Annotated in this window: 19 protein-coding genes, 7 tRNA genes and 1 pseudogene; 10 read left to right on the top strand and 17 right to left on the bottom strand. The window is 70.0% G+C overall.

The annotated features are described in order from the left end of the window. Nucleotides 1-21: 21 nt before the first annotated feature. The 3 genes from thrS to ABZ027_RS37795 all read right to left on the bottom strand — a co-directional run bounded on the left by thrS (nucleotide 22) and on the right by ABZ027_RS37795 (nucleotide 3,932). Nucleotides 22-1,998: a threonine--tRNA ligase gene (thrS, locus tag ABZ027_RS37805; protein ID WP_356776601.1), complete on the bottom strand. Its 1,977-nt coding sequence runs from the start codon at nucleotides 1,996-1,998 to the stop codon at nucleotides 22-24. Nucleotides 1,999-2,088: 90 nt separating this feature from the next. Continuing rightward, nucleotides 2,089-3,369 carry a hypothetical protein gene (locus tag ABZ027_RS37800; protein WP_356776599.1) on the bottom strand — a complete coding sequence of 427 codons (1,281 nt, stop codon included), beginning with the start codon at nucleotides 3,367-3,369 and terminating at the stop codon, nucleotides 2,089-2,091. After that, complete coding sequence (locus tag ABZ027_RS37795; RefSeq protein ID WP_356776597.1) at nucleotides 3,366-3,932, bottom strand: DUF4365 domain-containing protein; 567 nt, start codon at nucleotides 3,930-3,932, stop codon at nucleotides 3,366-3,368. The genes ABZ027_RS37800 and ABZ027_RS37795 overlap by 4 nt, the downstream gene beginning before the upstream one ends. Nucleotides 3,933-4,123: 191 nt before the next feature. On the opposite strand from ABZ027_RS37795, the gene ABZ027_RS37790 reads away from it, so the two are divergent. Then, complete coding sequence (locus ABZ027_RS37790; protein WP_356776595.1) at nucleotides 4,124-4,849, top strand: 3'-5' exonuclease; 726 nt, start codon at nucleotides 4,124-4,126, stop codon at nucleotides 4,847-4,849. Nucleotides 4,850-4,888: 39 nt separating this feature from the next. On the opposite strand, the gene ABZ027_RS37785 is transcribed toward ABZ027_RS37790, so the two are convergent. After that, nucleotides 4,889-4,960 (bottom strand) — tRNA-Val (locus ABZ027_RS37785). Nucleotides 4,961-4,999: 39 nt separating this feature from the next. Next, the gene (locus tag ABZ027_RS37780; RefSeq protein ID WP_356776593.1) at nucleotides 5,000-5,446 is read right to left on the bottom strand and encodes an SRPBCC family protein; all 447 of its coding nucleotides are present in this window, start codon (nucleotides 5,444-5,446) and stop codon (nucleotides 5,000-5,002) included. A 101-nt stretch (nucleotides 5,447-5,547) separates the two neighbouring features. On the opposite strand from ABZ027_RS37780, the pseudogene ABZ027_RS37775 reads away from it, so the two are divergent. Beyond that, nucleotides 5,548-7,934 (top strand): annotated as a pseudogene (locus ABZ027_RS37775) (hypothetical protein). Between the two features lie 19 nt (nucleotides 7,935-7,953). Here the strand turns inward: ABZ027_RS37775 and ABZ027_RS37770 are convergent. The 7 genes from ABZ027_RS37770 to ABZ027_RS37740 form a co-directional block, all read right to left on the bottom strand. Then, on the bottom strand, nucleotides 7,954-10,689 hold the full coding sequence (locus ABZ027_RS37770; RefSeq protein ID WP_356776591.1) for a Tat pathway signal sequence domain protein: 2,736 nt from the start codon (nucleotides 10,687-10,689) through the stop codon (nucleotides 7,954-7,956). Between the two features lie 105 nt (nucleotides 10,690-10,794). Continuing rightward, on the bottom strand, nucleotides 10,795-11,394 hold the full coding sequence (locus tag ABZ027_RS37765) for a hypothetical protein (protein ID WP_356776589.1): 600 nt from the start codon (nucleotides 11,392-11,394) through the stop codon (nucleotides 10,795-10,797). A gap of 6 nt (nucleotides 11,395-11,400) precedes the next feature. Then, the gene (locus tag ABZ027_RS37760) at nucleotides 11,401-12,297 is read right to left on the bottom strand and encodes a carbohydrate ABC transporter permease (protein WP_356776587.1); all 897 of its coding nucleotides are present in this window, start codon (nucleotides 12,295-12,297) and stop codon (nucleotides 11,401-11,403) included. After that, the gene (locus ABZ027_RS37755; RefSeq protein ID WP_356776585.1) at nucleotides 12,294-13,295 is read right to left on the bottom strand and encodes a sugar ABC transporter permease; all 1,002 of its coding nucleotides are present in this window, start codon (nucleotides 13,293-13,295) and stop codon (nucleotides 12,294-12,296) included. The genes ABZ027_RS37760 and ABZ027_RS37755 overlap by 4 nt, the downstream gene beginning before the upstream one ends. After that, nucleotides 13,295-14,584: an extracellular solute-binding protein gene (locus tag ABZ027_RS37750; RefSeq protein ID WP_356776583.1), complete on the bottom strand. Its 1,290-nt coding sequence runs from the start codon at nucleotides 14,582-14,584 to the stop codon at nucleotides 13,295-13,297. The genes ABZ027_RS37755 and ABZ027_RS37750 overlap by 1 nt, the downstream gene beginning before the upstream one ends. A 508-nt stretch (nucleotides 14,585-15,092) precedes the next feature. Beyond that, a tRNA-Val gene (locus ABZ027_RS37745) sits at nucleotides 15,093-15,164 on the bottom strand. A 77-nt stretch (nucleotides 15,165-15,241) separates the two neighbouring features. Then, a complete protein-coding gene (locus ABZ027_RS37740) occupies nucleotides 15,242-15,694 on the bottom strand; it encodes a TIGR02611 family protein (protein WP_356776581.1) in 453 nt (150 codons plus the stop codon). Between the two features lie 191 nt (nucleotides 15,695-15,885). Between ABZ027_RS37740 and ABZ027_RS37735 the strand changes: the two genes are divergently transcribed. Both ABZ027_RS37735 and ABZ027_RS37730 read left to right on the top strand, forming a co-directional pair. Beyond that, entirely contained in the window at nucleotides 15,886-16,299 is a 414-nt protein-coding gene (locus ABZ027_RS37735; RefSeq protein ID WP_004002642.1) for an SsgA family sporulation/cell division regulator, read from the top strand. 303 nt (nucleotides 16,300-16,602) lie between these two features. Further along, the gene (locus tag ABZ027_RS37730; RefSeq protein ID WP_356776579.1) at nucleotides 16,603-17,163 is read left to right on the top strand and encodes a CGNR zinc finger domain-containing protein; all 561 of its coding nucleotides are present in this window, start codon (nucleotides 16,603-16,605) and stop codon (nucleotides 17,161-17,163) included. Between the two features lie 117 nt (nucleotides 17,164-17,280). Here the strand turns inward: ABZ027_RS37730 and ABZ027_RS37725 are convergent, their stop codons facing one another. Both ABZ027_RS37725 and ABZ027_RS37720 read right to left on the bottom strand, forming a co-directional pair. After that, complete coding sequence (locus ABZ027_RS37725) at nucleotides 17,281-17,433, bottom strand: hypothetical protein (RefSeq protein WP_020138043.1); 153 nt, start codon at nucleotides 17,431-17,433, stop codon at nucleotides 17,281-17,283. Between the two features lie 191 nt (nucleotides 17,434-17,624). Beyond that, nucleotides 17,625-18,074: a hypothetical protein gene (locus ABZ027_RS37720; RefSeq protein ID WP_356776577.1), complete on the bottom strand. Its 450-nt coding sequence runs from the start codon at nucleotides 18,072-18,074 to the stop codon at nucleotides 17,625-17,627. Between the two features lie 327 nt (nucleotides 18,075-18,401). Between ABZ027_RS37720 and ABZ027_RS37715 the strand changes: the two genes are divergently transcribed. Then, complete coding sequence (locus tag ABZ027_RS37715; RefSeq protein ID WP_356776575.1) at nucleotides 18,402-18,950, top strand: DsbA family protein; 549 nt, start codon at nucleotides 18,402-18,404, stop codon at nucleotides 18,948-18,950. Nucleotides 18,951-18,953: 3 nt separating this feature from the next. On the opposite strand, the gene ABZ027_RS37710 is transcribed toward ABZ027_RS37715, so the two are convergent. The 3 genes from ABZ027_RS37710 to ABZ027_RS37700 form a co-directional block, all read right to left on the bottom strand. Next, nucleotides 18,954-19,778: a GNAT family N-acetyltransferase gene (locus ABZ027_RS37710; protein ID WP_356776573.1), complete on the bottom strand. Its 825-nt coding sequence runs from the start codon at nucleotides 19,776-19,778 to the stop codon at nucleotides 18,954-18,956. Nucleotides 19,779-19,855: 77 nt separating this feature from the next. Then, nucleotides 19,856-20,677: an aminodeoxychorismate lyase gene (locus ABZ027_RS37705; RefSeq protein ID WP_356776571.1), complete on the bottom strand. Its 822-nt coding sequence runs from the start codon at nucleotides 20,675-20,677 to the stop codon at nucleotides 19,856-19,858. After that, the gene (locus ABZ027_RS37700; protein WP_356776569.1) at nucleotides 20,674-21,717 is read right to left on the bottom strand and encodes a chorismate-binding protein; all 1,044 of its coding nucleotides are present in this window, start codon (nucleotides 21,715-21,717) and stop codon (nucleotides 20,674-20,676) included. Before ABZ027_RS37700 ends, ABZ027_RS37705 begins: the two co-directional genes overlap by 4 nt. 178 nt (nucleotides 21,718-21,895) lie before the next feature. Here ABZ027_RS37700 and ABZ027_RS37695 point away from each other — a divergent pair. The 5 genes from ABZ027_RS37695 (at nucleotide 21,896) to ABZ027_RS37675 (ending at nucleotide 22,369) form a co-directional block, all read left to right on the top strand. Continuing rightward, nucleotides 21,896-21,968: transfer RNA gene (locus tag ABZ027_RS37695), tRNA-Gly, on the top strand. A gap of 38 nt (nucleotides 21,969-22,006) precedes the next feature. Beyond that, a tRNA-Cys gene (locus ABZ027_RS37690) sits at nucleotides 22,007-22,080 on the top strand. 1 nt (nucleotide 22,081) lies between these two features. Further along, a tRNA-Val gene (locus tag ABZ027_RS37685) sits at nucleotides 22,082-22,153 on the top strand. 18 nt (nucleotides 22,154-22,171) lie between these two features. Then, nucleotides 22,172-22,243 (top strand) — tRNA-Val (locus ABZ027_RS37680). Nucleotides 22,244-22,297: 54 nt separating this feature from the next. Next, nucleotides 22,298-22,369 (top strand) — tRNA-Val (locus ABZ027_RS37675). The last annotated feature ends 118 nt before the right edge of the window (nucleotides 22,370-22,487 follow it).

Below are 22,487 nucleotides of genomic sequence, written 5' to 3'. Positions count from 1 at the left end.
GGGCCCCACGGCAGGTGCGGGTCAGACCTGCACCCGCTCCTCGACGATCTTCGCGATCTTCGCGATGGCCTCGTCGAAGGGGATGCCGTTCTCCTGCGAGCCGTCGCGGTAGCGGAAGGACACCGAGCCGTTCGACATGTCCTCGTCGCCCGCGATGACCATGAAGGGCACCTTCTGCTTCTGGGCGTTGCGGATCTTCTTCTGCATACGGTCGGACGAGGAGTCGACCTCGACCCGCAGGCCCTGCTTCTTGGCCGCGGCCGCGAACTTCTCCAGGTACTCCACGTGCGCGTCCCCGATCGGGATGCCGACCGCCTGGACCGGGGCCAGCCACGCCGGGAAGGCGCCCGCGTAGTGCTCCAGGAGCACCGCGAAGAACCGCTCGATGGAGCCGAACAGAGCCCGGTGGATCATGACCGGACGCTGCTTGGAGCCGTCGGGCGAGGTGTACTCCAGCTCGAAGCGCTCGGGCAGGTTGAAGTCGAGCTGGATCGTCGACATCTGCCAGGTGCGGCCGATGGCGTCCTTGGTCTGGACGGAGATCTTCGGGCCGTAGAAGGCGGCGCCGCCCGGGTCGGGGACCAGGGGCAGGCCCTGCTTCTCGGCGACCTCACGCAGCGTTTCCGTGGCCTCTTCCCAGACCTCGTCCGAGCCGACGAACTTCTCCGGGTCCTTGGTCGACAGCTCCAGGTAGAAGTCGGTCAGACCGTAGTCCCGCAGCAGGCCGAGGACGAAGGTGAGCGTCTTGTCGAGCTCCTCGGACATCTGCTCGCGGGTGCAGTAGATGTGCGCGTCGTCCTGGGTGAAGCCGCGGGCCCGGGTCAGGCCGTGCACGACGCCCGACTTCTCGTAGCGGTACACGGTCCCGAACTCGAAGAGGCGCAGCGGCAGTTCACGGTAGGAGCGGCCACGCGCGTCGAAGATCAGGTTGTGCATCGGGCAGTTCATGGGCTTCAGGTAGTAGTCCACGCCCTCGTCGAGCTGCATGGGCGGGTACATGCCGTCGGCGTACCAGTCGAGGTGCCCGGACGTCTCGAAGAGCTTCCCCTTCGTCGCGTGCGGGGTGTAGACGAACTCGTAGCCCTCCTCCTCGTGGCGGCGGCGCGAGTAGTCCTCCATGACCCGGCGGACGATGCCGCCCTTGGGGTGGAAGACCGCGAGGCCGGAACCGATCTGCTCCGGGATGGAGAACAGGTCGAGTTCGGAGCCCAGCTTGCGGTGGTCGCGCTTCTCGGCCTCGGCGAGGAAGTCGAGGTGGGCCTTCAGCTCGTCCTTGGTCGGCCAGGCGGTGCCGTAGATGCGCTGGAGCATCGGGTTCTTCTCGCTGCCGCGCCAGTAGGCGGCCGCGTTGCGCATCAGCTTGAACGCCGGGATGTTGCGGGTCGACGGCAGGTGCGGACCGCGGCAGAGGTCCTTCCAGCACAGGTCGCCGGTCTTGGCGTCCAGGTTGTCGTAGATCGTCAGCTCACCGGCGCCGACCTCGACATCGGCGCCGTCGTCCGTGGAGGCGGAGCCCTTGAGGCCGATCAGCTCCAGCTTGTACGGCTCGTCCGCGAGCTCCTCGCGGGCGGCCTCGTCGGTGACCACCCGGCGGGCGAACTTCTGGCCCCGCTTCTGGATCTCCTGCATCTTCTTCTCGACGGCCTTGAGGTCCTCGGGCGTGAAGGGCTTCTCGACGTCGAAGTCGTAGTAGAAGCCGTCCTTGACCGGCGGGCCGATGCCCAGCTTGGCCTCGGGGAAGAGCTCCTGCACGGCCTGTGCCATCACGTGCGCGGTGGAGTGGCGCAGGATGTTCAGGCCGTCCTCGGAGGAGATCTCCACGGGCTCCACGACCTCGCCCTCGGCGGGCGCGTACGCCAGGTCCTTGAGCTCGCCGCCGACCCGCGCGGCGATGACCGAGCGCTCGCCGGCGAAGAGCTCGGCGGCCGTAGTGCCCGTCGTCACCACGCGTTCGTCCCGCTCGGAATCGCGTTGGATGATCACACGGACGTCTGACACCGGTCTCTCCTGACTGAAGGCGGATGCGGGTGCCGTACCGAGACACGCGCAAGAGGCGATCGTACCGACCCGGGCCCGCCCTTAGCGAAGTCAGTCCCCGCCGCAGGCCTCCTCGAAGAAGGCGGTGATCTCGGCGGTCTCCTGCAGCGACTTCATCAGCCGGTCCCGTTCGGCCTCGTCCACCTGCACCGGTACGACCTCGGACGCGTCGGTGAGCCGCCGGAACCCGCCCCGGCTCTCCAACCGCCCGAGCACCCGGACCGGCATCCCGACGAGGTGAGCGTGCCCGGCGATCCGGTACGACTCCTCGTCCAGCGTCAGCCGGACGTGCGGGACCTCCACGCCCGCGATCACCCGCAGTCGTACCGTTCCCTCGCCACGCGGGCCCGACCTGCGCATCCGGACCACCGCTCCGGTGATCCGCACCGGCACCGAGGGCTCCTCGCGCAGGTAGCGGGCGCCGGCCTCCCGCAGCACGGGCAGGTCCCCCGGCGAGAACTCGACGGTCTCCACGGGTGCCGCGCACCCCTCGGGGACACCGGCCGCCGGTGCCCACTCGACGGCGACGCGGGCGCCTTCCGTACCGCGCACGAGGGTGATCAGCGACTCGGTGAGCTCGCGGCTGACGCCCGCCCGGACCGCGCCGTCGAAGGCGTCCATGCCGCCGGTGGCCCGCTGGTAGTCGATGGCCTCGCGGGCGGCGTACAGGGCGTGGTGCAGGCGTACGGCGAGCGGGCGGCCGGTGCCGACCGGCACGAACGCGGTCAGCCGGCGGCCCTCGGACGTGGAGCCGACGAGGACGTTCTCCAGGGAGGCGGCGGCGGTGCGCCGGTACCGGGCGCCGTAGTAGCCCGCCCGCGCGCGGGTGGCGAGCGCCCCGGCGAGCAGCATCTGGCGGGCGGCCGCACGCAGCTGTTCCTCGACGATCCAGGGGACGGCGCCTGCCGGGCCGGCCGGGGCGTCGCGCCACCAGCGGATCTCGTCGCTCGGCACGGCCAGGGAGACCAGCACCTCGCGCGCGGAGGGCGCCGCACTGCGGGACAGGGCGGTCAGCGCCTCGCCGAGCAGGTCGTCGCTGTCGGGGAAGGCCCGGCTCTCCGGCACCAGCAGACTCGTCCCGCCGCCGCCCGGCCCGGGCGGGGTCCAGCGGCCGTAGCGTCCGGCCGCTCCCCCGCGCCGCTGCCAGCCGTGCCGCCGCAGCAGGGCGCTGAGGACGGCGGGGTCGACCTCAGCGGGGTCGGGTGGACGGTTCCAGGCGACGGCCCCCTGGGCGCCCTGCCCCCTCTGGTCCCCTGGGTCCCCCTGTTCCCCCTGGTTCAGGGGCCGGGGTCGTACGGACCGCAGGGGCTCTCCCGGCGGGCGGTACGTCATGGTCTGCCTCCCGTCCCGACGCGCGTCATGATCTCGCAGAGCGCCCGGTCGTCGAAGATGCGCGAGGTCGGTATCCGCACGGTGGTCCGGGTCCGGCCGGTGATGGGGTGTCCGGCGAGGTTGACCCAGTAGCAGCAGTGTCTGAGGTCGAGCCGGTCGTGACTGGCGCGCAGCCAGTCGTCCTGGGATCTCGGGACGAGCATCACGACGAGGATCTTGTGCACCGAGACCGGGGTACGGGCGAGCTTGCGCAGGTGTGCGTTGTCGAGCGTGAACGAGAAGGCGCGGCCGGGAGGGTTCGGCGGGATCTGGTACGTGGCCTTGAGCTGCACCTTGATGGTGACCTCGTCGTCGACGGTGTGTCCGGGGGCGCTGTGACTGACGTGCCAGTCGATGCCGTTGTCCGGAAACGGCTGGGACAACGAGCAGCCGGCCGCGGCCGAGACCGCGTGCAAGTAACCCACCTGCAGTGTCTCCATGCAGGCCGTGGTGGCGAGGGTGCCGCGATGGGGTCCCGCCCGTTCGGGCAGCAGCCCGCCCCGCTCGGGCTGCGCTATCGCCATGGCCAACAGCCTTCCCGCACAAGTGACATGCCCGCACCGGGCCGAAGAAGTTCCGCGCCGGGCCGCTGAACTGCAAGGACCCGTATTCCTGTTGTGTCCTTCCGGCGTACGTCGCAAACAGCCCGGGTATCACCAAACGGGGCAGACGACGGGGCGTCAGCTGCCGTGGGTGAACGAGGGGTTGTGTTGCTATGGCTTGCTGGTACGAAGGGCCCCTGGCCGCTTTCGACACGGAGACCACGGGCGTGGACGTGGAGACCGACCGGATCGTGTCGGCCGCCGTCGTCGTCCAGGACGGGCCGGGCGCCCGGCCGCGGGTGAGGCGGTGGCTGGTGAACCCGGGCGTCCCGGTGCCGCCCGGGGCGACGGAGGTGCACGGACTGACGCAGGAGCATCTGCAGCGCAACGGGCGCTGGCCGGCGCCGGTGATGTACGAGATAGCCGACGCTCTCGCCGAACAAGCCGTGGTGGGACGCCCGTTGGTGGTCATGAACGCGCCGTTCGACCTGACGATCCTGGACCGGGAGTTGCGCCGGCACCGGGCGTCGTCCCTGGATCGCTGGTTCGAGTCGTCGCCGCTGCTGGTGCTCGACCCCCGGGTCCTCGACAAGCACCTGGACCGCTACCGCAAGGGCCGGCGCACCCTGACCGACCTGTGCGCGCACTACGAGGTCTCACTGGAGGGCGCGCACGACGCGGGCGCCGACGCGCTGGCCGCGCTGGAGGTCGTACGGGCCGTCGGGCGCCGGTTCGCGGCGCGGCTGGAGCGGCTGAGCGCGGCCGAACTGCACACGCTCCAGGCGGTGTGGCACGCGGCGCAGGCCCGGGGCCTGCAGGCCTGGTTCGCCCGCAGCGGCACCGAGGAGACGGTGGATCCGGCGTGGCCGCTGCGTCCGGATCTGCCGGCGGCGGCATGAAGAAGGCCGGTCCGCCTGAGGCGGACCGGCCTTTCCCGGTGGGCGATACTGGGTTCGAACCAGTGACCTCTTCGGTGTGAACGAAGCGCTCTCCCACTGAGCTAATCGCCCGGGAACGCACTGAACAATACAGGTCCTCGCGGGTTTCCTTCAAACCGTTCCCAGGTAGCCGACCAGGCCGCGCCGCCCGGCCCGCATCATCAGCCGGTGATTCGCGCGGAAGACCGGCCGCCCCGGTACGGCGAACCGCCTGAGCAGCGGCTTGTTGACGTCGACCAGCTGCTCGTAGCGGGCCAGGCTGCCCGTGCCGTCCGCGCTGACCGTCCAGCGGGCCCAGCCGTCGAGGTCGCCGGACATGGCGATCTCCAGGACCCCGGCCGCCGGATCGCGACGCACCTCACGGGCGGTGAAGGTCAGGCCGTACGGCAGGAGGGAGCGGATCGTGACCACTCCCCTGGTCCCGTCGATCCGCCTCACCTCACGCACCTGGCGCCACCAGCGGGGATAGTCCTCGACCCGCTCCAGCACCTCGTACACGACGGCGGGATCGGCGGGCAGGGGCCACTCGCTGCGGAAGCGATAACGGGTCCAGTCCATGAGCGGATCCTGCCCGGTACGCGGATGGGTGAGGCGTATCTGAGTACGGACTGAGTACGCACACTCATGCCCTGCGACGTGACGCGGAACACACTCGGCTCATGACGCCCATCCCACCGCCCGCCGAGGAGCTTCGCCTCCTCGACGCCGAGCTGTGGCAACTGGACGCCCGCCGGGCCCAGTTGCTGTCCCGTCGCGCCTGGCTGGTAGCCGCCCTGCGGCAGCCGCAGGCCCAGCCCCATCGTGCGCAGACGCCTGTCGCCGCGCCCGCGCCCCGCCCGGAGACCTCCGCCTCCGGCGTGCAGAACCTTCTTCTCCTGCTCGGCGGTGTCCTGCTCACCATCGCCGCGATGGTGTTCACGCTGGTCAGCTGGGGGCATCTGGGGATCGCCGGGCGGGCCCTGGTGCTGGGCGCGATCACCGTGGCGGCGCTCGCCGGACCGGCGGTGCTGTTGCGGCGGGGGTTGCGCTCCACGGCCGAGTCGGTGGCGGGTCTGGGGCTCGCGCTGACGGTGCTGGACGCCTACGCCCTGCACGAAACCGCCCTCGCGGGAACCGACGGCACCGGGTACGCGGCGGCCGCATCGGCGGTCCTGGCGGGCATGTGGGCCACGTACGGTTTGCCACCGATCACCGCCGCGCTGCGGCTGCCCGTTCCAGCCGCCCTGACCGCGGCCCAGCTGCCGCTGCTGCTCTGGGCGATCGCCGCGGACGCCGGTCCCTACGGGATCACGGCCGCGCTGCTGGTGACGGCCGGGGCGAACGCCGCTGTGGCGCTGCGGACGAGCACCCGGTCCGTGCGGGTCGTCGCCGCCGTCGGGGCGTACGGCACGGGCGCCTGTGGGGTACTGGCCGCCGGTTGGCTGTCCTGGACGGCCACCGGTCCGAGCGCTGTCGCCCGTGCGGCGGCGCTCCTTCTCCTGGCGGCCGCGATCGCGCTGGGCGCCGCCTGGTGGAGCAAGAGCGAGAAGCGGACCGTCGGCCTCAGCATCGTCTCGGGTCTGCTCGTGGTCGCCGCGTTCGGCGGAGTACTGCGCCCCTCGCTGCCGCAGGCGTGGACGGTGCCGGCCCATCTGGCGTGCGGGATCGCCCTGTTGGCCGTGGTGCGGCCCGGGCGGCTGCCGGACGCGGTGCGGCACGGCCTCGCCTGGGCCTCCGGCGCCGTACAGGCACTGGCCGTGCTGTGGACGCTGCCCGTCCTCACCGTCACGCTGCTGGGCCCGGTCGGCCGGGTCGCGCACGTGTGGACCGGCGCTCCGTCCGACGCCCGGGCCTCGGCAACCGCCGGCGTGCCCTGGCCGCCGCACGCGGTGACGGTCCCGGTGGTCCTGGTGGCCGTGGCGGGCGTGCTGGGCCTGGCGGTTCGGGGCACCAGGTGGCGGCCACGGGCCCTGACCGTCGCGTCCGGGTTGCTCTGGGCCACGGTCGCGACCCTTCCGGCGGTCCTCGCACTTCCCTACGTGGTCGGCCTGGCGGTCCTCGGAGCCACGATCCCCGCGACCCTCGCCGCGGCGGGAGCCGTACGCCCCGGGCGACACCGAACCGGCAGGACCCGGCGGCGAGCGGCCCGCCCTCGACCGCGCCCGAAGGGCCGCCGCCAACGGACCCGGACGGCCCCGCGCCAACGGTCGCCCCGGTGCCGCCCGGCGCGCGATTCGCGCCAGCCCAGATCGCCGCCACGGTCCTCGCCCTGGTCGCCTCGCTCGACCTCGCCTTCCTCGCCCTGGCCACGCGGACCGCGACGTTGGTCGTGCTGGCCGCCCTGACCGCGCTGTTCACGGCCGCCTCCCGTCAGCCGCGCCTCGCCCCCATCACCACGCCGACCGCCGTGGCGTACGCCGCCGCGCTGGCCTGCGCGACCGGCGCCACCGCAGGGCTGCTCGCCGTGGCCCTCGCCCGCACCGAACCGCCCCTGCTCGCCCTGGTCCTGGCCCTGTGCGCGGTGATCACGGCGGGCACGGCCGTACGCCCGGACCGTCGCGCCCTCGGCTACGCGGCCACCGCCCTCTTCGTGCTCGCCACCTGGGTCCGCCTGACCTCCTGGGACGTCGGGACCCCCGAGGCGTACACCCTCCCGGTCACCGTCCCCGCGCTGCTCGTGGGCGCGCTGCGCCGGCACCGCGACCCGCGGACCTCGTCCTGGACCGCGTACGGCCCCGGACTCGCCGCGACCCTGCTCCCGAGCCTGGTCGCGGCCTGGGGCGACGCGTCCTGGACGCGCCCCCTGCTGCTCGGCACGGCGGCGGTGCTGGTCACCCTGCTGGGCGCCCGGCACCGCCTCGGGGCACCGCTCATGCTCGGCGGGTCGGTGCTCGCCCTGGTCGCCCTGCACGAACTCGCCCCGTACCTCGTGCAGATGACCGGGCTGCTCCCCCGCTGGGTACCCCCCGCCCTCGCCGGCCTGCTGCTGCTCGCACTCGGGGCGACGTACGAGCAGCGCATCCGGGACGTCCGGCGGGTGCGGGAGGTGCTGGGGAGGATGAGCTAGCGGGCGCTCCTAAGCCCCGCTAGGGCATCTTGTCGCCCAGCAGTGCCAGGTTCTCGATGGCCGCGAGGCCGTAGAGCGCGGTGGTGTTCGTGGACACCCACGCGGCCTCACTGCCCGGCACCAGAGTGGTAGGACCGCTCAGCTTCTCCGTCTTCCACGGGTCCGACTCCAGGTAACCGTCGGAGTCGTAGAACTTCTCCCAGGCCCGCTTGGCGAGCTTCGCGTCACCGGTCTTGACGGCGGCGTACGCGTCCAGGCGCGAGTGGCCCTGGAACAGCAGCAGGGAGCCGAAGTTGGTGCCGTAGCGGGCCGCCTGTTCCGCCTTGGTGGCGTTGAAGTAGCGGCAGTAGTCGAAGTAGGCCTCGTTGAACTTCGGCATGTCGACGAGGTCGATGAGTTCGGCGCACAGTTCGTTCAGGCCGAAGACGGCGGACAGGTGCGAGACGCTCACGACGGGTGCCGGGGCAACCGCGAACTTGCCCGTGTCCAGGTCGTACAGGCCACTGCCCTGCACGAAGCCGTTGGGCTGGGCGGCGATGCCCTCCATCGTCGACAGCACGCGCGCCTTGGCCTTCTCCCACTTGGGGCCCTTGCGCTCCCACTCGGTCAGCCAGGCCGACACCAGGCCGCTCCAGTCCGTACCGAAACCGACCGACAACGCGTGCCGGTCGGGGGTGTAGGGGTCGGTGCGGACCTTGCGCAGCGGGTCGAGGACCAGGAACGTCTCGTCGGAGTCCACGTTGGCGTGCATGAGGTCGCCGACCCGTTCGTCGGCGGTGAGGAAGTAGTAGTAGCGCCGGTAGGTGGTGTTGGCGATCCGCTGCTGCTTGGCGCTGTCCGCGAAGTGCTGCACGCCGTGCCGGGTGCCGAGCCCGGCCCACTTGCCCAGGTGGTACACGTCGACCTCCCCGGTGTGCCGGGTCATCGCCTCGGCGAACCGGAAGATGTCCGACCGCCCGGAGCGGAGGTACGCGAACCAGAGCCACAGGTCGGGCGACAGCTCAGAGTTGTCCCAGGCGTAACCGCCGATGTCGTACCGCCACTGGTGCCGCACCGTGTCGTAGGTGTGCATGATGTCGCCGTAGTCCCAGAAGCCGTACCAACGGCGTTGCTCCACCTGGTCCTTGTAGTAGGTGAAGAGGAAGTCGAGGTGGTCCTCGATCTTCGCCTTGGCCGGCGTCGAGCGGTCCGGCTCGGAGTACAGTCCCGGGCCGAAGACCTTGGCCTTGATGAGCTGCTTGGGCGGGGCGGCCAGCTGCGGCAACACCCTGACGGCCTCGACCTGTTCGGCGAGCGCCTCGGCGGTCGGCGTGGACTCGTTGGCCCAGAAGAGGAGTTCCGAGGTGCGGGCGATGCCGTAGGGCGTGCCGAACTCGGGCTCGTAGTCCTCGTAGGTGATGTTGAGGCCTTCGAGCTGCTCGGCGAACGTGTCCTGGCCCATGCCGTCGTGGTAGAAGCGCAGGTCCATGGGCTGCGCCTCGGGCGACCAGAGCCAGAGGGTGACCTCGGCCTCCTCGGTCTGGGCGTCGCGGATGTCGAGCTGCGCGGGGAACTTCTCCCAGAAGTCCCGCAGCCCGAACGAGAATCCCCCGCTCGCGCCGCCGACGTACCCGAAGCCGGAGGCCCGCTTGCCGCCACCGGCTCCGATCCAGCCGTGCCCCTTCTTGGTGCGCTTGCGCAGCGTGAAGCCGTCGGCCGAGAGCTGGGAGAGGGTGTAGTCGCCCCACTCGGGGATGTACTGCAGCCGCGTGGTGACCCGCTGGTCCCAGGTGGCGGGGTCGGGCAGCTTCTTGCCCGCGTACTGGGCCTCCTGCACGGCGATGCCGGGGTCGCGGCGCAGTCCGGTGATGCCCTTGACGGCCTCGCGCAGCAGACCGGTGCCGTCGCCGCCGATGCGGATGTGGCGGTCGTAGGACTGGTCGCGCATCGGCACGGTGAAGCGGACGCCGAGACCGCGGATGAAGTCACCGCTCGCCTTGCCCGGCTCCTGCGTGCCGTCGAAGGTGATGGTGTGCACCATGCGGAAGGAGTCGGCGCCCGCGTAGAAGTACAGGCGGATCGAGAACGGCAGCCAACTCCGGCTGCCCTTGCGGTGCTTGCCGTCGATACGGACCACCGCGCGAACCGGGCCGTCCTGCTCGACGGTGACCGAGGCGATGGCTCCCTCGAAGCGCTCGGTCCTCACCGAGCCCTGGTCCTCGTCCTCGATCTCGGGCTGCCGGATCAGGACGAGCCGGCCGTTCTTGGCGATCTCCGTCGAGCCACGGGTGACCGACTTGATCAGCGTGGCGCCGGACTTGGCGATCCTCGCGGTGATGACCCCGGTGGAGACCGCGATCGTGCCGCCGCTCTTGTCGACGGTGACCTTCTTGCTCGGGGCGGACGGGGTACCGGCGCCGAGGGTGAGCTTGCCGGTGCCCGAACTGACCGCGTGCGCGGTCCACTTGAGGGAGCCGTCCGGCCAGTAGGCGGTCGGCCAGGACTGCACGGGAACGGACTTGCCGTCCGCGTCGGTCACCGCGAACTTCTGGCCCTGCCGGTACACGCCCTTCGGCCAGGGGACGCCGACGGTGGAGCCGGGCGCGGCGCCCAGGCCGCCGTCCTCCAGCCAGTCGAGGGTCACGGGGGCGTCATCGGCGTCCGCGGCTCTCGGCGCGGCCTGTGCGTCCTTCGCTCCTAGGGCCCAGCTGAACTGCGCGGCGGCGCCGGCGACGGCCGCCGCCTTGAGGAGTGACCTGCGGGGGATGGGAGACATGCGATGCAGCCTTTCCTTTCCGTGCGGGTGCGAAGAGATAGTCAGGGGCATGACAGAGAGAGGTACGGCGCCCGGGGCGCCGACCTGGTGAAAGGGCACCGCCCGTCAGCGGCGCCGGTAGCGCTCCTCCACGGCGACGGCGGCCGCCGCCACGGCTCCCAGGACGGGGACCGCCAGCGGGGCGACGAACCAGGCCGAACACACCACGACCGCCAGTCCGGCGACGAGCAGGAAGGATCCGGCGGGGTCGAGTACGGTACGGCGGCCCGCCCCCGCCAGCAGAACCCGCCACGCGGCACCCGGCGTCCACACCGCCGCCGCGCGCAGCCCGGCCACGGCGAGCCCGATCAGCGCGAGGACCCCGATGGCCCCGACGAGCGGCCCGCCCGGAATCCCGGCCCGCGCGGCCTGGACGTCCACCCAGACCGCGGCGGCCGCCGCCCATCCGGCCAGCCCGGCAGCCCAGCCGCCGCGCACCGCGGCCCGGAAGTCGGCGACGAACTCCCGCCACCCACCGACCTCATGGGCCGTACGGCGGCGCAGGTGTCGCGCCCCGGCGGCGAAGGCGGCCGGGTAGGTGACCACCCCCAGGCAGGCCACCGCGATCCACACCCCGGTGAGCAGACACTCGGCGAACACGGCGAACCGTTCGGCGAGCACGGACTCCCCGCGCGGGGCCTTCGCCTTGACGTGTGCCTCGGCCATACCGGCTCAGCCCTTCAGCCCGGAGGTCGCCATGCCGTCGATCAGATAGCGCTGGAAGGCGAGGAAGAACGCCAGCACCGGCAGCAGCGCGACCAGCGACATGGCGATCATGCCGCCGTAGTTGGCCAGACCTTCCTGGTCCACGAACATCTTCAGGCCGAGGGAGACCGTGTACTTGTCGGGCTCGTTGAGGTAGATCAGCGGCCCCATGAAGTCGTTCCACGAGTTGATGAAGGTGAAGATCGCGCTGGTGATCAGGGCCGGCCTGCACAGCGGAAGCACGATGGACCAGTAGACGCGCAGGTGTCCGCAGCCGTCGAGGCGGGCCGCCTCGTCGAGCTCCTTGGGCAGGTTGCGCATGAACTGCACCATCAAGAAGACGAAGAACGCCTCCGTGGCGAGGTACTTCCCGAGCAGGAGCGGGGTGTACGTGTTGATCAGGCCCATGTTGCGGAAGAGCACGTACTGCGGGATCAACAACACGTGATACGGCAGCAGGAGCGTGCCGATCATCAGCGTGAACAGCAGATTCCGGCCCGCGAACTTGATCTTCGCGAAGGCGTACGCCGTCAGCGAGCAGGACACCAGAATCCCGATCACCGAACCGACCGCGAGGAAGAGCGAGTTGAGGAAGAACGTGGAGATCGAGATGTCCGCGATGCCGTCGGCGAGACTCGTGTAATTGGAGGTGATCGGGTCGCCCGGGAAGAGATCCAGGCTGCCGACGATGTCCTCGCTCTTCTTGAAGGAGCCGCCGATGACCCAGAGCACCGGATAGAGAATCACGGCGAGGATCGCGAGAGATCCGATGTGCCAGGCGAGGGAACCGGGCAGCCCGCGCCGCAGGGAGCCGCCGGCTTTCGCGGGCGGGCTCGGCGCGATGTCGGTGGCTTGTGCGCTCATCGGGCGCCCTCCTCGTAGTGCACCCAGCGCTTCTGGGACCAGAACAGCACCGCCGTCACCAGGGCGACCGCGACGAGCAGCATCCAGGCCATGGCGGAGGCCAGGCCCATCCGGCTGTTCTCGAAGCCTTGGACGTACAGGTAGCAGGTGTAGACCATCGAACCGTCCGCGGGACCACAGGCGTTGCTTCCGGCGCCGCCGCCGACGATGTACGCCGAGCTGAAGATCTGGAAGGAGTGGATCGTCTCCAGCAGGACGTTGAAGAAGAGAACCGGGGAGATCATCGGCAGCGTGATGTTCCAGAACCGGCGCAGCTTGCCCGCCCCGTCGACCTCGGCCGCCTCGTACAGTTCGCGCGGGACCTGCTTGAGACCGGCCAGGAAGATGATCATGGGGGCACCGAACTGCCAGACGGTGAGCGCCACCAGGCTGTAGATGATCATCTCCGGGTCGCCGGTCCAGCCGCCGACGTCGATCCCGAAGAGCTTCTGCGTTCGGTCGACGGCGGCGTCGTCCGAGAAGATCGCCTTCCAGACGATGGCCACGGAGACGCTCGCCCCGATCAGCGACGGGGCGTAGAAGGCTGCCCGGTAGAAGGCCTGGCCGCGACGCTTCTGGGCGAGCAGCAGCGCCACTCCGAGAGCCAGGAGCAGCTTGAGCGGCGTACCGACGACGACGTACCACATCGTCACCTTCACCGAGTGACGCCAGCGCGGGTCGCCGAACATCTCGGAGAAGTTGCCGAGCCCGATCCACTTGGGTGTGTCGAACAGGTTGTAGTCGGTGAAGGCGAAGTAGAGCGAGGCGGCCATCGGGCCCGCTGTCAGCAGCAGGAATCCGGCGATCCAGGGGGACATGAAGAGATAGCCGGCCAGGGTCTCCCGGCGGCCCCGCCGCTTGAGGGCGGCGGGGCGCGAGGAGTTCACCGGACCGTGCCGCGGCTCGGAGTCCTTGGACAGGCCCTCCATCGCAGGGGCGTGTGTCACGGTGGTTCCCATCAGACGACGAGCGCCGTCTTCGACTCGGTGAAGAACTGCTTGACGGCGTCGGCGACCGAACGCGTACCCAGGGCGAGCTCCTCGGCAATGCGCAGGAAGGCGGCCTCGCAGATGTCGGCGCCGTTCGGGTGCGGGGTGATCGGCTCCAGGACACCGGCGGAGACGAGGGACTCCTCGTAGGCGGCGATCGCCTTGTTGACCTCGTCGGTCGGCTTGAAGGCGTCGTACTGGGCCTGCGTCGCGGGCACTCCGCGGTCATAGCCCATGATCTTGGCGACCTCGGGGTCGTGCACCATGAAGTTGATGAACTGGGCGACTTCCTTGGGGTGTTGCGTCCTCTTGGAGCCGCTGAGCATCAGGGAGCCGAGGTACTGGCCGGTCTTCTTGCCGTCCGTGGTCGGAATGGGCGCCAGACCATACTCGCTCTTGCCTTCGGAGGTGTAGCGCACAGTGAAGTTGTCCCAGGTGAATTCACTGGCGGCGAGTTCCGCGGAGACCGCCGACTTGGGCTTGACCTGGGCGACCTTCTTGGCGTTGGCGAAGACGCCCTCCTGGATGCCCTTCTTGGCCTTCGTCCACCAGTCCGTCAGATCCGCCTCGGTGAAGCCGAGCCCGTCCTTGGTGAAGAACGCCTTGCCGTTCTGGCGCAGGTAGAGGTCGTAGAGGTACATGACGCCGTACATGCCGCTGTCGCCGGCGCGTCCTGCCTTGTCGTGGATCTTCTTCATCGCCGCGTCGAAGTCGTCCCAGGTCCAGCCCTGCTTCGGCGTCACGCCGGCTCTGGTGTAGACGGGCTTGTCGATGACCAGGGCCATCGAGTTGGAGCCGACCGGAACACCGAGGAGCTTGCCGTCGATCTCGCCGAACTTCTCCAGCCCGGCCCGGAAGCCGTCCATGGAGAGATGGCCCGCCTTGACCTGCGCGCTGAGATCGAGCAGCACGTTCTTCGCGTCGTATTTCCGCAGGAATCCGATGGCATTCTGGAAGACGTCCGGCGGATTGCCACCGGAGGCCTGGGTGTTGAACTTCTTCCAGAAGTCGAGATAGGGCTGGAAGTCCGTTTTCACCTTGATCTTCGGGTACTTCTTCTCGAACAGCGCGATCGTCTTGTTGATGCGCTGGGCGCGGTCGTCGGCACCCCACCACGCGTAACGGATCGTCACCGTGCCGTCCGCGGACGTCCCGCTGTCTCCGCCGCACCCCGTGGTCGCGGCCAGGCCCAGCGTGGCCGCCGTAGCCCCCGCGGCCTTGAGGATCGTTCGCCTCTCAACACTCCTGCTGGTTCCCACAGTCGGGCCCTCCCCGCAGCGTCGTTGCCGCCTGCATGAATCGTTTCAAGTAAGCGCTTGCTGGCACAAGCTACGGAGGGGCTCGGGGTGCGTCAATGATTCGGACAGGAATTTCTCACGGACCGCCGCTGCGGTTTGACGACCCGCGGACCCCGCGGTCGGACAGGAGGGCGGTGATGCCGCAGGTGAGGCCCGCGCGATCGACGGGCCGAACGTGAACTGCCCGTCGTGGTTTGGATGTTGATGGGCCGGAACTCGCCCTCGGTCGCGGGACTCGCCGGGGGCACGGAGCCCGACCGGGACGCCGGAACGGGACGCGAACCGGGCAGTCGGGCCACCCCGGGAACGGAACGCGAACGGGTAGCTGGACAGCCCCGCGACGCGGAATGCGGGCGGGCAGGCGGTGGGCCGACCGGACCCGCCCTCAGACGCAGAACTCGCCCAAGCCCGACGAGCGCAGACGACGACGGCCCGTCTGCTCTCTCGCAGACGGGCCGTCGTACCCGGGTGGGCGATACTGGGTTCGAACCAGTGACCTCTTCGGTGTGAACGAAGCGCTCTCCCACTGAGCTAATCGCCCGGGCGCAGGGAGAACATTACCCCATGTCAGGGGGTGCGGGTGACTCGCACGAGCCGGCCCGCGCACCCCCTCCAGGATCACTGATCCTTGATCTTCCAGGGCATCTCGAAGCCGAACTTCCACAGGTACACGCCCACCAGGGCGCCGATGATCACCAGACCGATCGAGGTCAGGACGATGTTGCGCCGGCGCACCGCGGGATCCAGCGCCCGCTGGGCCGCCTCGGTGACCTTGCGCTTGGTCCAGCGAAGCACCAGCTGGGCCCAGACGAACTCGGTCGCCCAGATCGCCATGCCGCCGAAGATCACCACCCAGCCCGGCCCGGGCAACGGCAGCATGATGATGCCCACGACCACGACCGCGAGCCCGATGATGAAGATCCCCACCTGCCAGCTCAGGTGCAGCATGCGGCGCGCCTTGACGAATTCGGGCGCCTTGGAGCCGAGCCCCTGCTCACCCGTCGCCCCGTCCGCCTTCGTCCCGTCCGCCGCCACGGCAACCTCGCCAGGCTCGTCACTCCCCGTATTCATACAGCCAAACCCTACCGGACAGAAACCCGTCACCGGAATGGGCGTACGGTGCGAACAGCCGCTCGGCCGGAAGAGTTACGTAAAGGCACGCAAAACGCTCAGAGGGGTTTACAACGGCACCGTAGGTGGCATGTCGATTTCGCCGACGTGCGAATCCCCGAGCGCACACTGAGCGAAAGGCCTTGGCGCTTATGAACACCACGGTCAGCTGCGAGCTGCACCTGCGCCTCGTTGTGTCGAGCGAGTCCTCCCTGCCTGTCCCCGCAGGCCTGCGGTACGACACGGCCGACCCCTACGCCGTGCACGCCACCTTCCACACCGGAGCCGAGGAAACCGTCGAGTGGGTGTTCGCCCGCGATCTTCTCGCGGAGGGCCTCCACCGGCCCACCGGAACCGGCGACGTCCGCGTCTGGCCGTCGCGCAGCCATGGCCAGGGCGTCGTCTGCATCGCCCTGAGCTCTCCGGAGGGCGAAGCCCTGCTGGAGGCCCCGGCGAGGGCCCTGGAGTCCTTCCTGAAGCGCACAGACGCCGCCGTGCCGCCCGGCACGGAACACCGGCACTTCGATCTCGATCAGGAACTCTCGCACATTCTTGCGGAAAGCTAGCGGCCAGGCCCCACAGAGCCGCCCGGCGCCGTCCAACTCGGGGAGACGGCTCGGGCGAGAACAACCGCACAGGGCACGTACCGGCGCCGTCACCGCGGAACCCCGCGGGGTGGCGCCGATGCGCGTGCGTCCCGGTGCCGGGGCGCGTGGGCCCCGCCACCGGGAGCTCTGGACCTCAGAGACCAGTGGCGCTCCGTCGACGCGGACAATCGTGAAGGGGAAGATAGTCACTCTCCGTGTGAGCCGTTACCATCGGCCAGCATCGGCGGGCGTGCGCCCGCCCTCCAGGCCAGGGAGCGAAACGTGCTGATCACCCACGACACCCGGTGTGCCCTCGACACCGTGGTGGATCTGGTCAACACCGCGCCGGAGGAGGACACGACACCGGACGGCCTGCGGGATGTCGCGGCCCTGGTGGATTTCGTGGAGAGCCACGAGATCAGCGATGTCGGGGTCCTCTCCGAGTTCGATCTCTCAGCGGTACGCAGGATCCGCGGCCGGTTCGCATCGGTCTTCGCCGCTCCTGACGCTCGGGCCGCCGCCAACCTGATCAACGAGCTGGTCGCCGGGGCGGGCACCACCCCGCGCCTCACGGACCACGACGGCTACGACTGGCATGTGCACTACTTCGCGCCCGGCGCCTCCGTCGCCGACCACCTGGCGGCGGACTGCGGGATGGCGCTGGCGTTCTTCGTGGTGGCCGGTGAGCAGGAACGACTGCGTCGCTGCGAGGCACCCGACTGCCGACGCGCCTTCGTGGACCTCTCCAGGAACCGCTCGCGGCGCTACTGCGACAGCCGGACCTGCGGAAACCGGCTGCACGTGGCGGCATACCGGGCGCGCCGCAAGGAAGCGGCGGGCTGACCCCCCAGCGGCGCGACGACACCAGGCGGCAGGACGACAGGAACCGGCACGAGACGATACGACACGACGGTGTCGACGCGGTTCCCGACGGGTGACGCCGGGAACCGCGGGTACGGCTCAGAGCAGCAGCAGGTCGTGCAGCGCAGCCATGAGCAGCAGACACCCGATCACCGCAAGGAAGATCATCAGCGGTGGCTGGGAAAGGGCGAAGAGGCATCCGCGCGGCTCGTCCTGCGGCGGCGCGGCATCGCTCTGTGTCGTGTCCAGCATCTCGCGGTGACTATGACGCAGTCGGCGGGCACCGCGCGATCAACACGCTCGTAATGAGCGGGTGTTCGCCGTATTCCGTGCTGACCGGTTCGGGTCGTGATCACTTCCGGACGCGCGCGACCTCTCTGTGACGTTTCAGCTCACTGACGTCCAGCGCGCATGCGGACGTCATATGCCGCCGGACGCGCGGTTCATATGCCGTGCTTCTTCAGGATGGCCTCGATGTCGCTGAAGTCCTCCGACGCGGACTGACCGCGCGGCCGGTTCGCCGGCTGGGGCGCCGGGCGGGTGGCCTGGCCCAGGGAGGGCGCCGAGTCCGTCGGGGCCACCGGCTCGCGCCCGGCCGCCTCCTTGGCCGCCGCCCTGCGCTCCTTGCGGGTGCCGCCTCGGCGGCGCTCCACCGCGCGCGTGGTCGCGAACAGCAGCCAGGCGACGCCGAGCACCCCGAAGCCCGCCCAGGCCGTCGGACTGAAGGCGGTGTCCGCCAGCCACTCGACGACACCGGTCATCACCAGGCCGATGGGAACGAGGGAGTACGCGGCGATGCGGGTGGCCGTGAGAAAACGCTTGCGGTACGCCGTGACCGCCGCGATGCCCAGGCCGGCCGCGGAGACGGCGGAACAGACGGTCTCGGCAATCATCCGGTCCTCCAAGCAGGCTTCGGTCGGGCAGGGCCCGCTTTCGTCCCTTCCATCGTGCACCCGCCGCACCCCACCCGGCCATGCTCCGGCCGGACATCAGGGACATCTCCGGGATCGGCTCCTCCGCAGGTGCCGGTCCCAGTCGTCCGCTCGAGGACGGCCGCCGAGCCTGTACGACCGCAGGGGCGGCCGACACCGGCCGGAGCCGTACGACCGCAGGTGGCAGCCGAAGCCGTGTCACCGCAGTCGGCGGCCCGCCCCGTACCACCGCGGATGACAGCCGAGGTCCGATTCGGTCGCCGGAGGTCGGGCTGGGAGACTGTGGCCATGAGCGACTCGTCCCCCGCAGGCACCGCAGACCCCGCAGGCCCCTCAGGCACCGCCGCCCCCGTTCTCGACGTCTGGTGCGACCTCCAGTGCCCGGACTGCCGCAGCGCCCTGGAAGACCTCCGGGCCCTGCGCGCCCGCTACGGCGACCGGCTGGAACTGCGGCTGCGGCACTTCCCGCTGGAGAAGCACAAGCACGCCTTCGCCGCCGCCCAGGCCGCCGAGGAGGCCGCCGAGCAGGGGCAGGGCTGGCCGTATGTCGAAGCGCTGCTCGGCCGGGTGGAGGAACTGGACCGCCAGGGTGAACCCTTCCTGGTCGAGATCGCCCGCGAACTCGGCCTGGACGCGGAGGAGTTCGACACCGCGCTGATCGACGGCCGGCACATCCTGATCGTGGACGCCGACCAGGCGGAGGGCAAGGCGATCGGCGTCACCGGCACCCCCACCTACGTCATCGGCGGCGAGCGCCTCGACGGCGGCAAGAGCCAGGAAGGGCTGCGGGAGCGCGTCGAGGAGATCGCGGACCGGCTGCTGGCCGAGGGCGCGTGAGTCTCAGAGCAGGTCCTTGCTCAGGTGGTAGGTGAGCGTCTCGTAGCCGAGTGACTCGTAGAGCCGCTCAGCCGGGACGTTGCCCGCGAAGACGTTCAGACGGATGCCGGTCCATCCGGCAGCGAGGGACTGTGCCTCGGCCAGCAGCATCAGCGTCCGGCCGTGGCCTTGGCCCCGGTGCCGCACGTCGGTCTCGACGTCGTAGACGAAGGCCCGGTCCTCACGGGCGCCCACCCACACCGTGCCGACCCGGGCCCCCTCGTGCTCCAGGACACTCAAGATCATGCCGTCGGTGACCGCGCCGTCGGGCAGGAGTGTGGCGTAGTCCTTCTCGGCCTTGGCCCACGCCTGGGCTTCGGGGACTCCGGTGGAGATCCAGCTCTCGGCGTACGCGGCCTTCTGGTGCTCCTGCCAGTCGTCGAACTCCGCCGGGGTCAGGGCCCGGCCCCGGCTTCCGTCGGGCAGCTGCGGCGGGGTGGAGTCGAGTGTCTTGCCCATCTGCCGGTTGCGTACGACGTATCCGAGCGCGGTCGCCGCCCTCAGCGCCGCCTCGGCCTCGGCGGGCACCGACGCCTCGACCCGCTTGCAGCCCCAGCCGCGCGCCACCTCCTCCGCCGCGAGCGCCGCCACCGTCCCCCGTCCGCGCCGACGGTCCGGCTCATCGATGTGCAGGTCCAGGATCCGGGCCACCCCGGCTCCGAAGGAGGGAGAGGTGGAGAGGTGTATCCCGCCGACGGGACGGCTGTTCACGCACACCTGGAAGCGGCGTGAACGCGTCCCGTCGGCCGCGTGCTGAAGCGGCTCGATCGGCCGCAGAGTCGTGGTCATCAGGGGAGTTGTACCCGCCACGAACACCCAAGTCAGCTTATTTTCCCAGGCTCTTGCCCGAGCCCGAGCCCAAGCCTTTATGGATCCTGGTCGTGCCCGGACCGCTCGTCGAAGATCCGCATGGCCTTGGCGGTCACCGGGCCCGGCGCGCCCGGCAGTTCGCGCCGGTCCACCCGGTGCACGGCCTGGACGTCCCTCAGCGTCGAGGTCACGAAGACCTCGTCCGCCCATTCCAGGACGTCCAGCGGCAGAACCGTCTCCTTGGCTCCGGTCCAGTCGACCGTCAGGGCTCGGGTGATGCCCGCGAGACAGCCGGAGGCGAGCGGCGGGGTGTGGATCTCACCGTCGAGGACGACGAAGACGTTCGACCCGGTGCCCTCGCAGAGCTGTCCGACGGTGTTGCCGAAGAGCGCCTCGGAGGCACCGTCCTCGCGGGCCCTGGCCAGGGCGACGACGTTCTCGGCGTACGACGTCGTCTTGAGTCCGGCGAGCGCGCCGCGTTCGTTGCGGGTCCAGGGGACGGTGATCACGGCCGTCGAGTCGGGGCGGCGGACGGACTCCCCGAGCGCGACCAGGAGAGTCGGGCCGTGCTCGCCGCGATCGGAGCCGAGAGGGCCGCGGCCGCCGGTGTAGGTGATGCGCAGCCGACCGAGCGGTACCGGGGAGGCCTCCAGGACGGCGGCGCAGGCGCGGCGGACCTCGTCGAGGTCGGGATCGGGCAGGCCGAGGCCACGTGCGGAACGGGTCAGTCGGTCGAGATGGCGGGTGAGCGCGAACGGCTTCCCGTCGAGCGCCTTCACGGTCTCGAAGATGCCGTCACCCACGGTCAGTCCGTGGTCGAGGGCGGAGACACGGGCGGACTCGATGTCCTGCAGCCCGCCGTCGAGCCAGATCTTCACGTCGGTCCCTCTCCACTTGCCTCGTACTCTCCCGACGCTACCGCGAGGAGCCGGGAGGCCTTGAGTTCGGTCTCCTGCCATTCGGTCTCGGGGTCGGAACCCCAGGTGATGCCGGCGCCGGTGCCGAAGCGCAGTACGCCGTCCGCGCGGTCGATCCAGAAGGTACGGATGCCGACGGCCAGCTCACCGGTACCCCGATCGGCGTCCACCCAGCCGATCCCGCCGCAGTAGGGGCCGCGCGTCGTGGTCTCCAGTGTCTCAATGATCCGCAACGCGCTCGACTTGGGCGCCCCGGTGACCGAGCCGGGCGGGAAGGACGCCGCCAGCAGTTCGGGCCAGCCGAGGTCGGCGCTCAGCTCGCCGCGCACCGTCGACACCAGGTGCACCAGCCCGGGATGCTTCTCCACCACACACAGGCCGGGCACGCTCACACTGCCGGTGGCGCAGACCCGGCCCAGGTCGTTGCGGACCAGGTCCACGATCATCACGTTCTCGGCGTAGTCCTTGTCCAGCAGGTCCGCCTCGGTACGCCCGGTGCCCTTGATCGGCCCGGAGAGCACCCTTCGGCCGTCGCGGCGCAGGAAGAGCTCCGGGGAAGCGGTGGCGATCTCCACCCCGTGACCGGGCAGCCGAATCGTTCCCGCGTACGGTGCCGGGTTGTCGCGCGCCAGCAGTGCGGTGAGGGCGTCCAGGTCGGCGGCCGGGGCGACGGGTGCGGACAGGACGCGGCAGAGGTTGGCCTGGTAGACCTCGCCGGCGGCGATGTGCTCCCTGATACGGCGGACGCCCGCGGTGTAGGCGGTGCGGTCGAGGGAGGAGATCCAGGCGTCGGTCGCGGGGCCGCACCAGGCGCCGGGCGTGGGTGCCGGGACCGGTTCGTGTCGTACGTCGCGGAAGCGCGCGCAGGTCAGACGGCCTTCGAAGTCGGCCGCCACCGCCCAGAATCCAGTGGAGTCCAGGGCCGCGGGATCGCTGGTGACATCCAGGAGCCCGGTGGCGACACGGACGCCGAAACGGGCGAGAGGAGCGAGGTCGGGCACGTCGTCGAGTCTATGGCGGGTGTCTCACAGGTTGCCCGGTCATGTCCCGCGGGTGCCCTGACCACGTGTTCCCGTAGGCGCAGGCCAGCACGCTGCACAAACGCGTTTTTGTGCTGGCCCCGGAATCCGCTAGAGTTCAACTCGTCACCGCGACGCGCAAGCCGAGCGGAAACGACAAGCGGACGTAGCTCAGTTGGTAGAGCGCAACCTTGCCAAGGTTGAGGTCGCCAGTTCGAACCTGGTCGTCCGCTCGCAGGAAGTGAGGGATCTTCCCGACCCCCACACTCCTGGTGGAGTGGCCGAGAGGCGAGGCAACGGCCTGCAAAGCCGTCTACACGGGTTCAAATCCCGTCTCCACCTCCAAGGACGATTAGCTCAGCGGGAGAGCGCTTCCCTGACACGGAAGAGGTCACTGGTTCAATCCCAGTATCGTCCACTGGATCCCCGGATCCCCGCGCGATTAGCTCAGCGGGAGAGCGCTTCCCTGACACGGAAGAGGTCACTGGTTCAATCCCAGTATCGCGCACGCAACGCCCATGATCCACACTCCTCTCCGCGAGGAAGACGTTCATGGTCCCGAGGACGATTAGCTCAGCGGGAGAGCGCTTCCCTGACACGGAAGAGGTCACTGGTTCAATCCCAGTATCGTCCACACACGAAGAAGCCCCCGGCCTCAGGCGGGTTCTACTGATCCCCGCAACACCCTGGAGTTCAGGGAGTTGCGGGGATCGTGGATTTTGAGGTGCTGAAGGCCAGGTTCTTCGAGGCAC

The sequence above is a fragment of the Streptomyces sp. NPDC006332 genome (assembly GCF_040612855.1).
Taxonomy (GTDB): domain Bacteria; phylum Actinomycetota; class Actinomycetes; order Streptomycetales; family Streptomycetaceae; genus Streptomyces.
The sequence above is the reverse complement of the archived record's forward strand: the minus strand, read 5'-3'. Positions and strand labels throughout refer to the sequence as shown.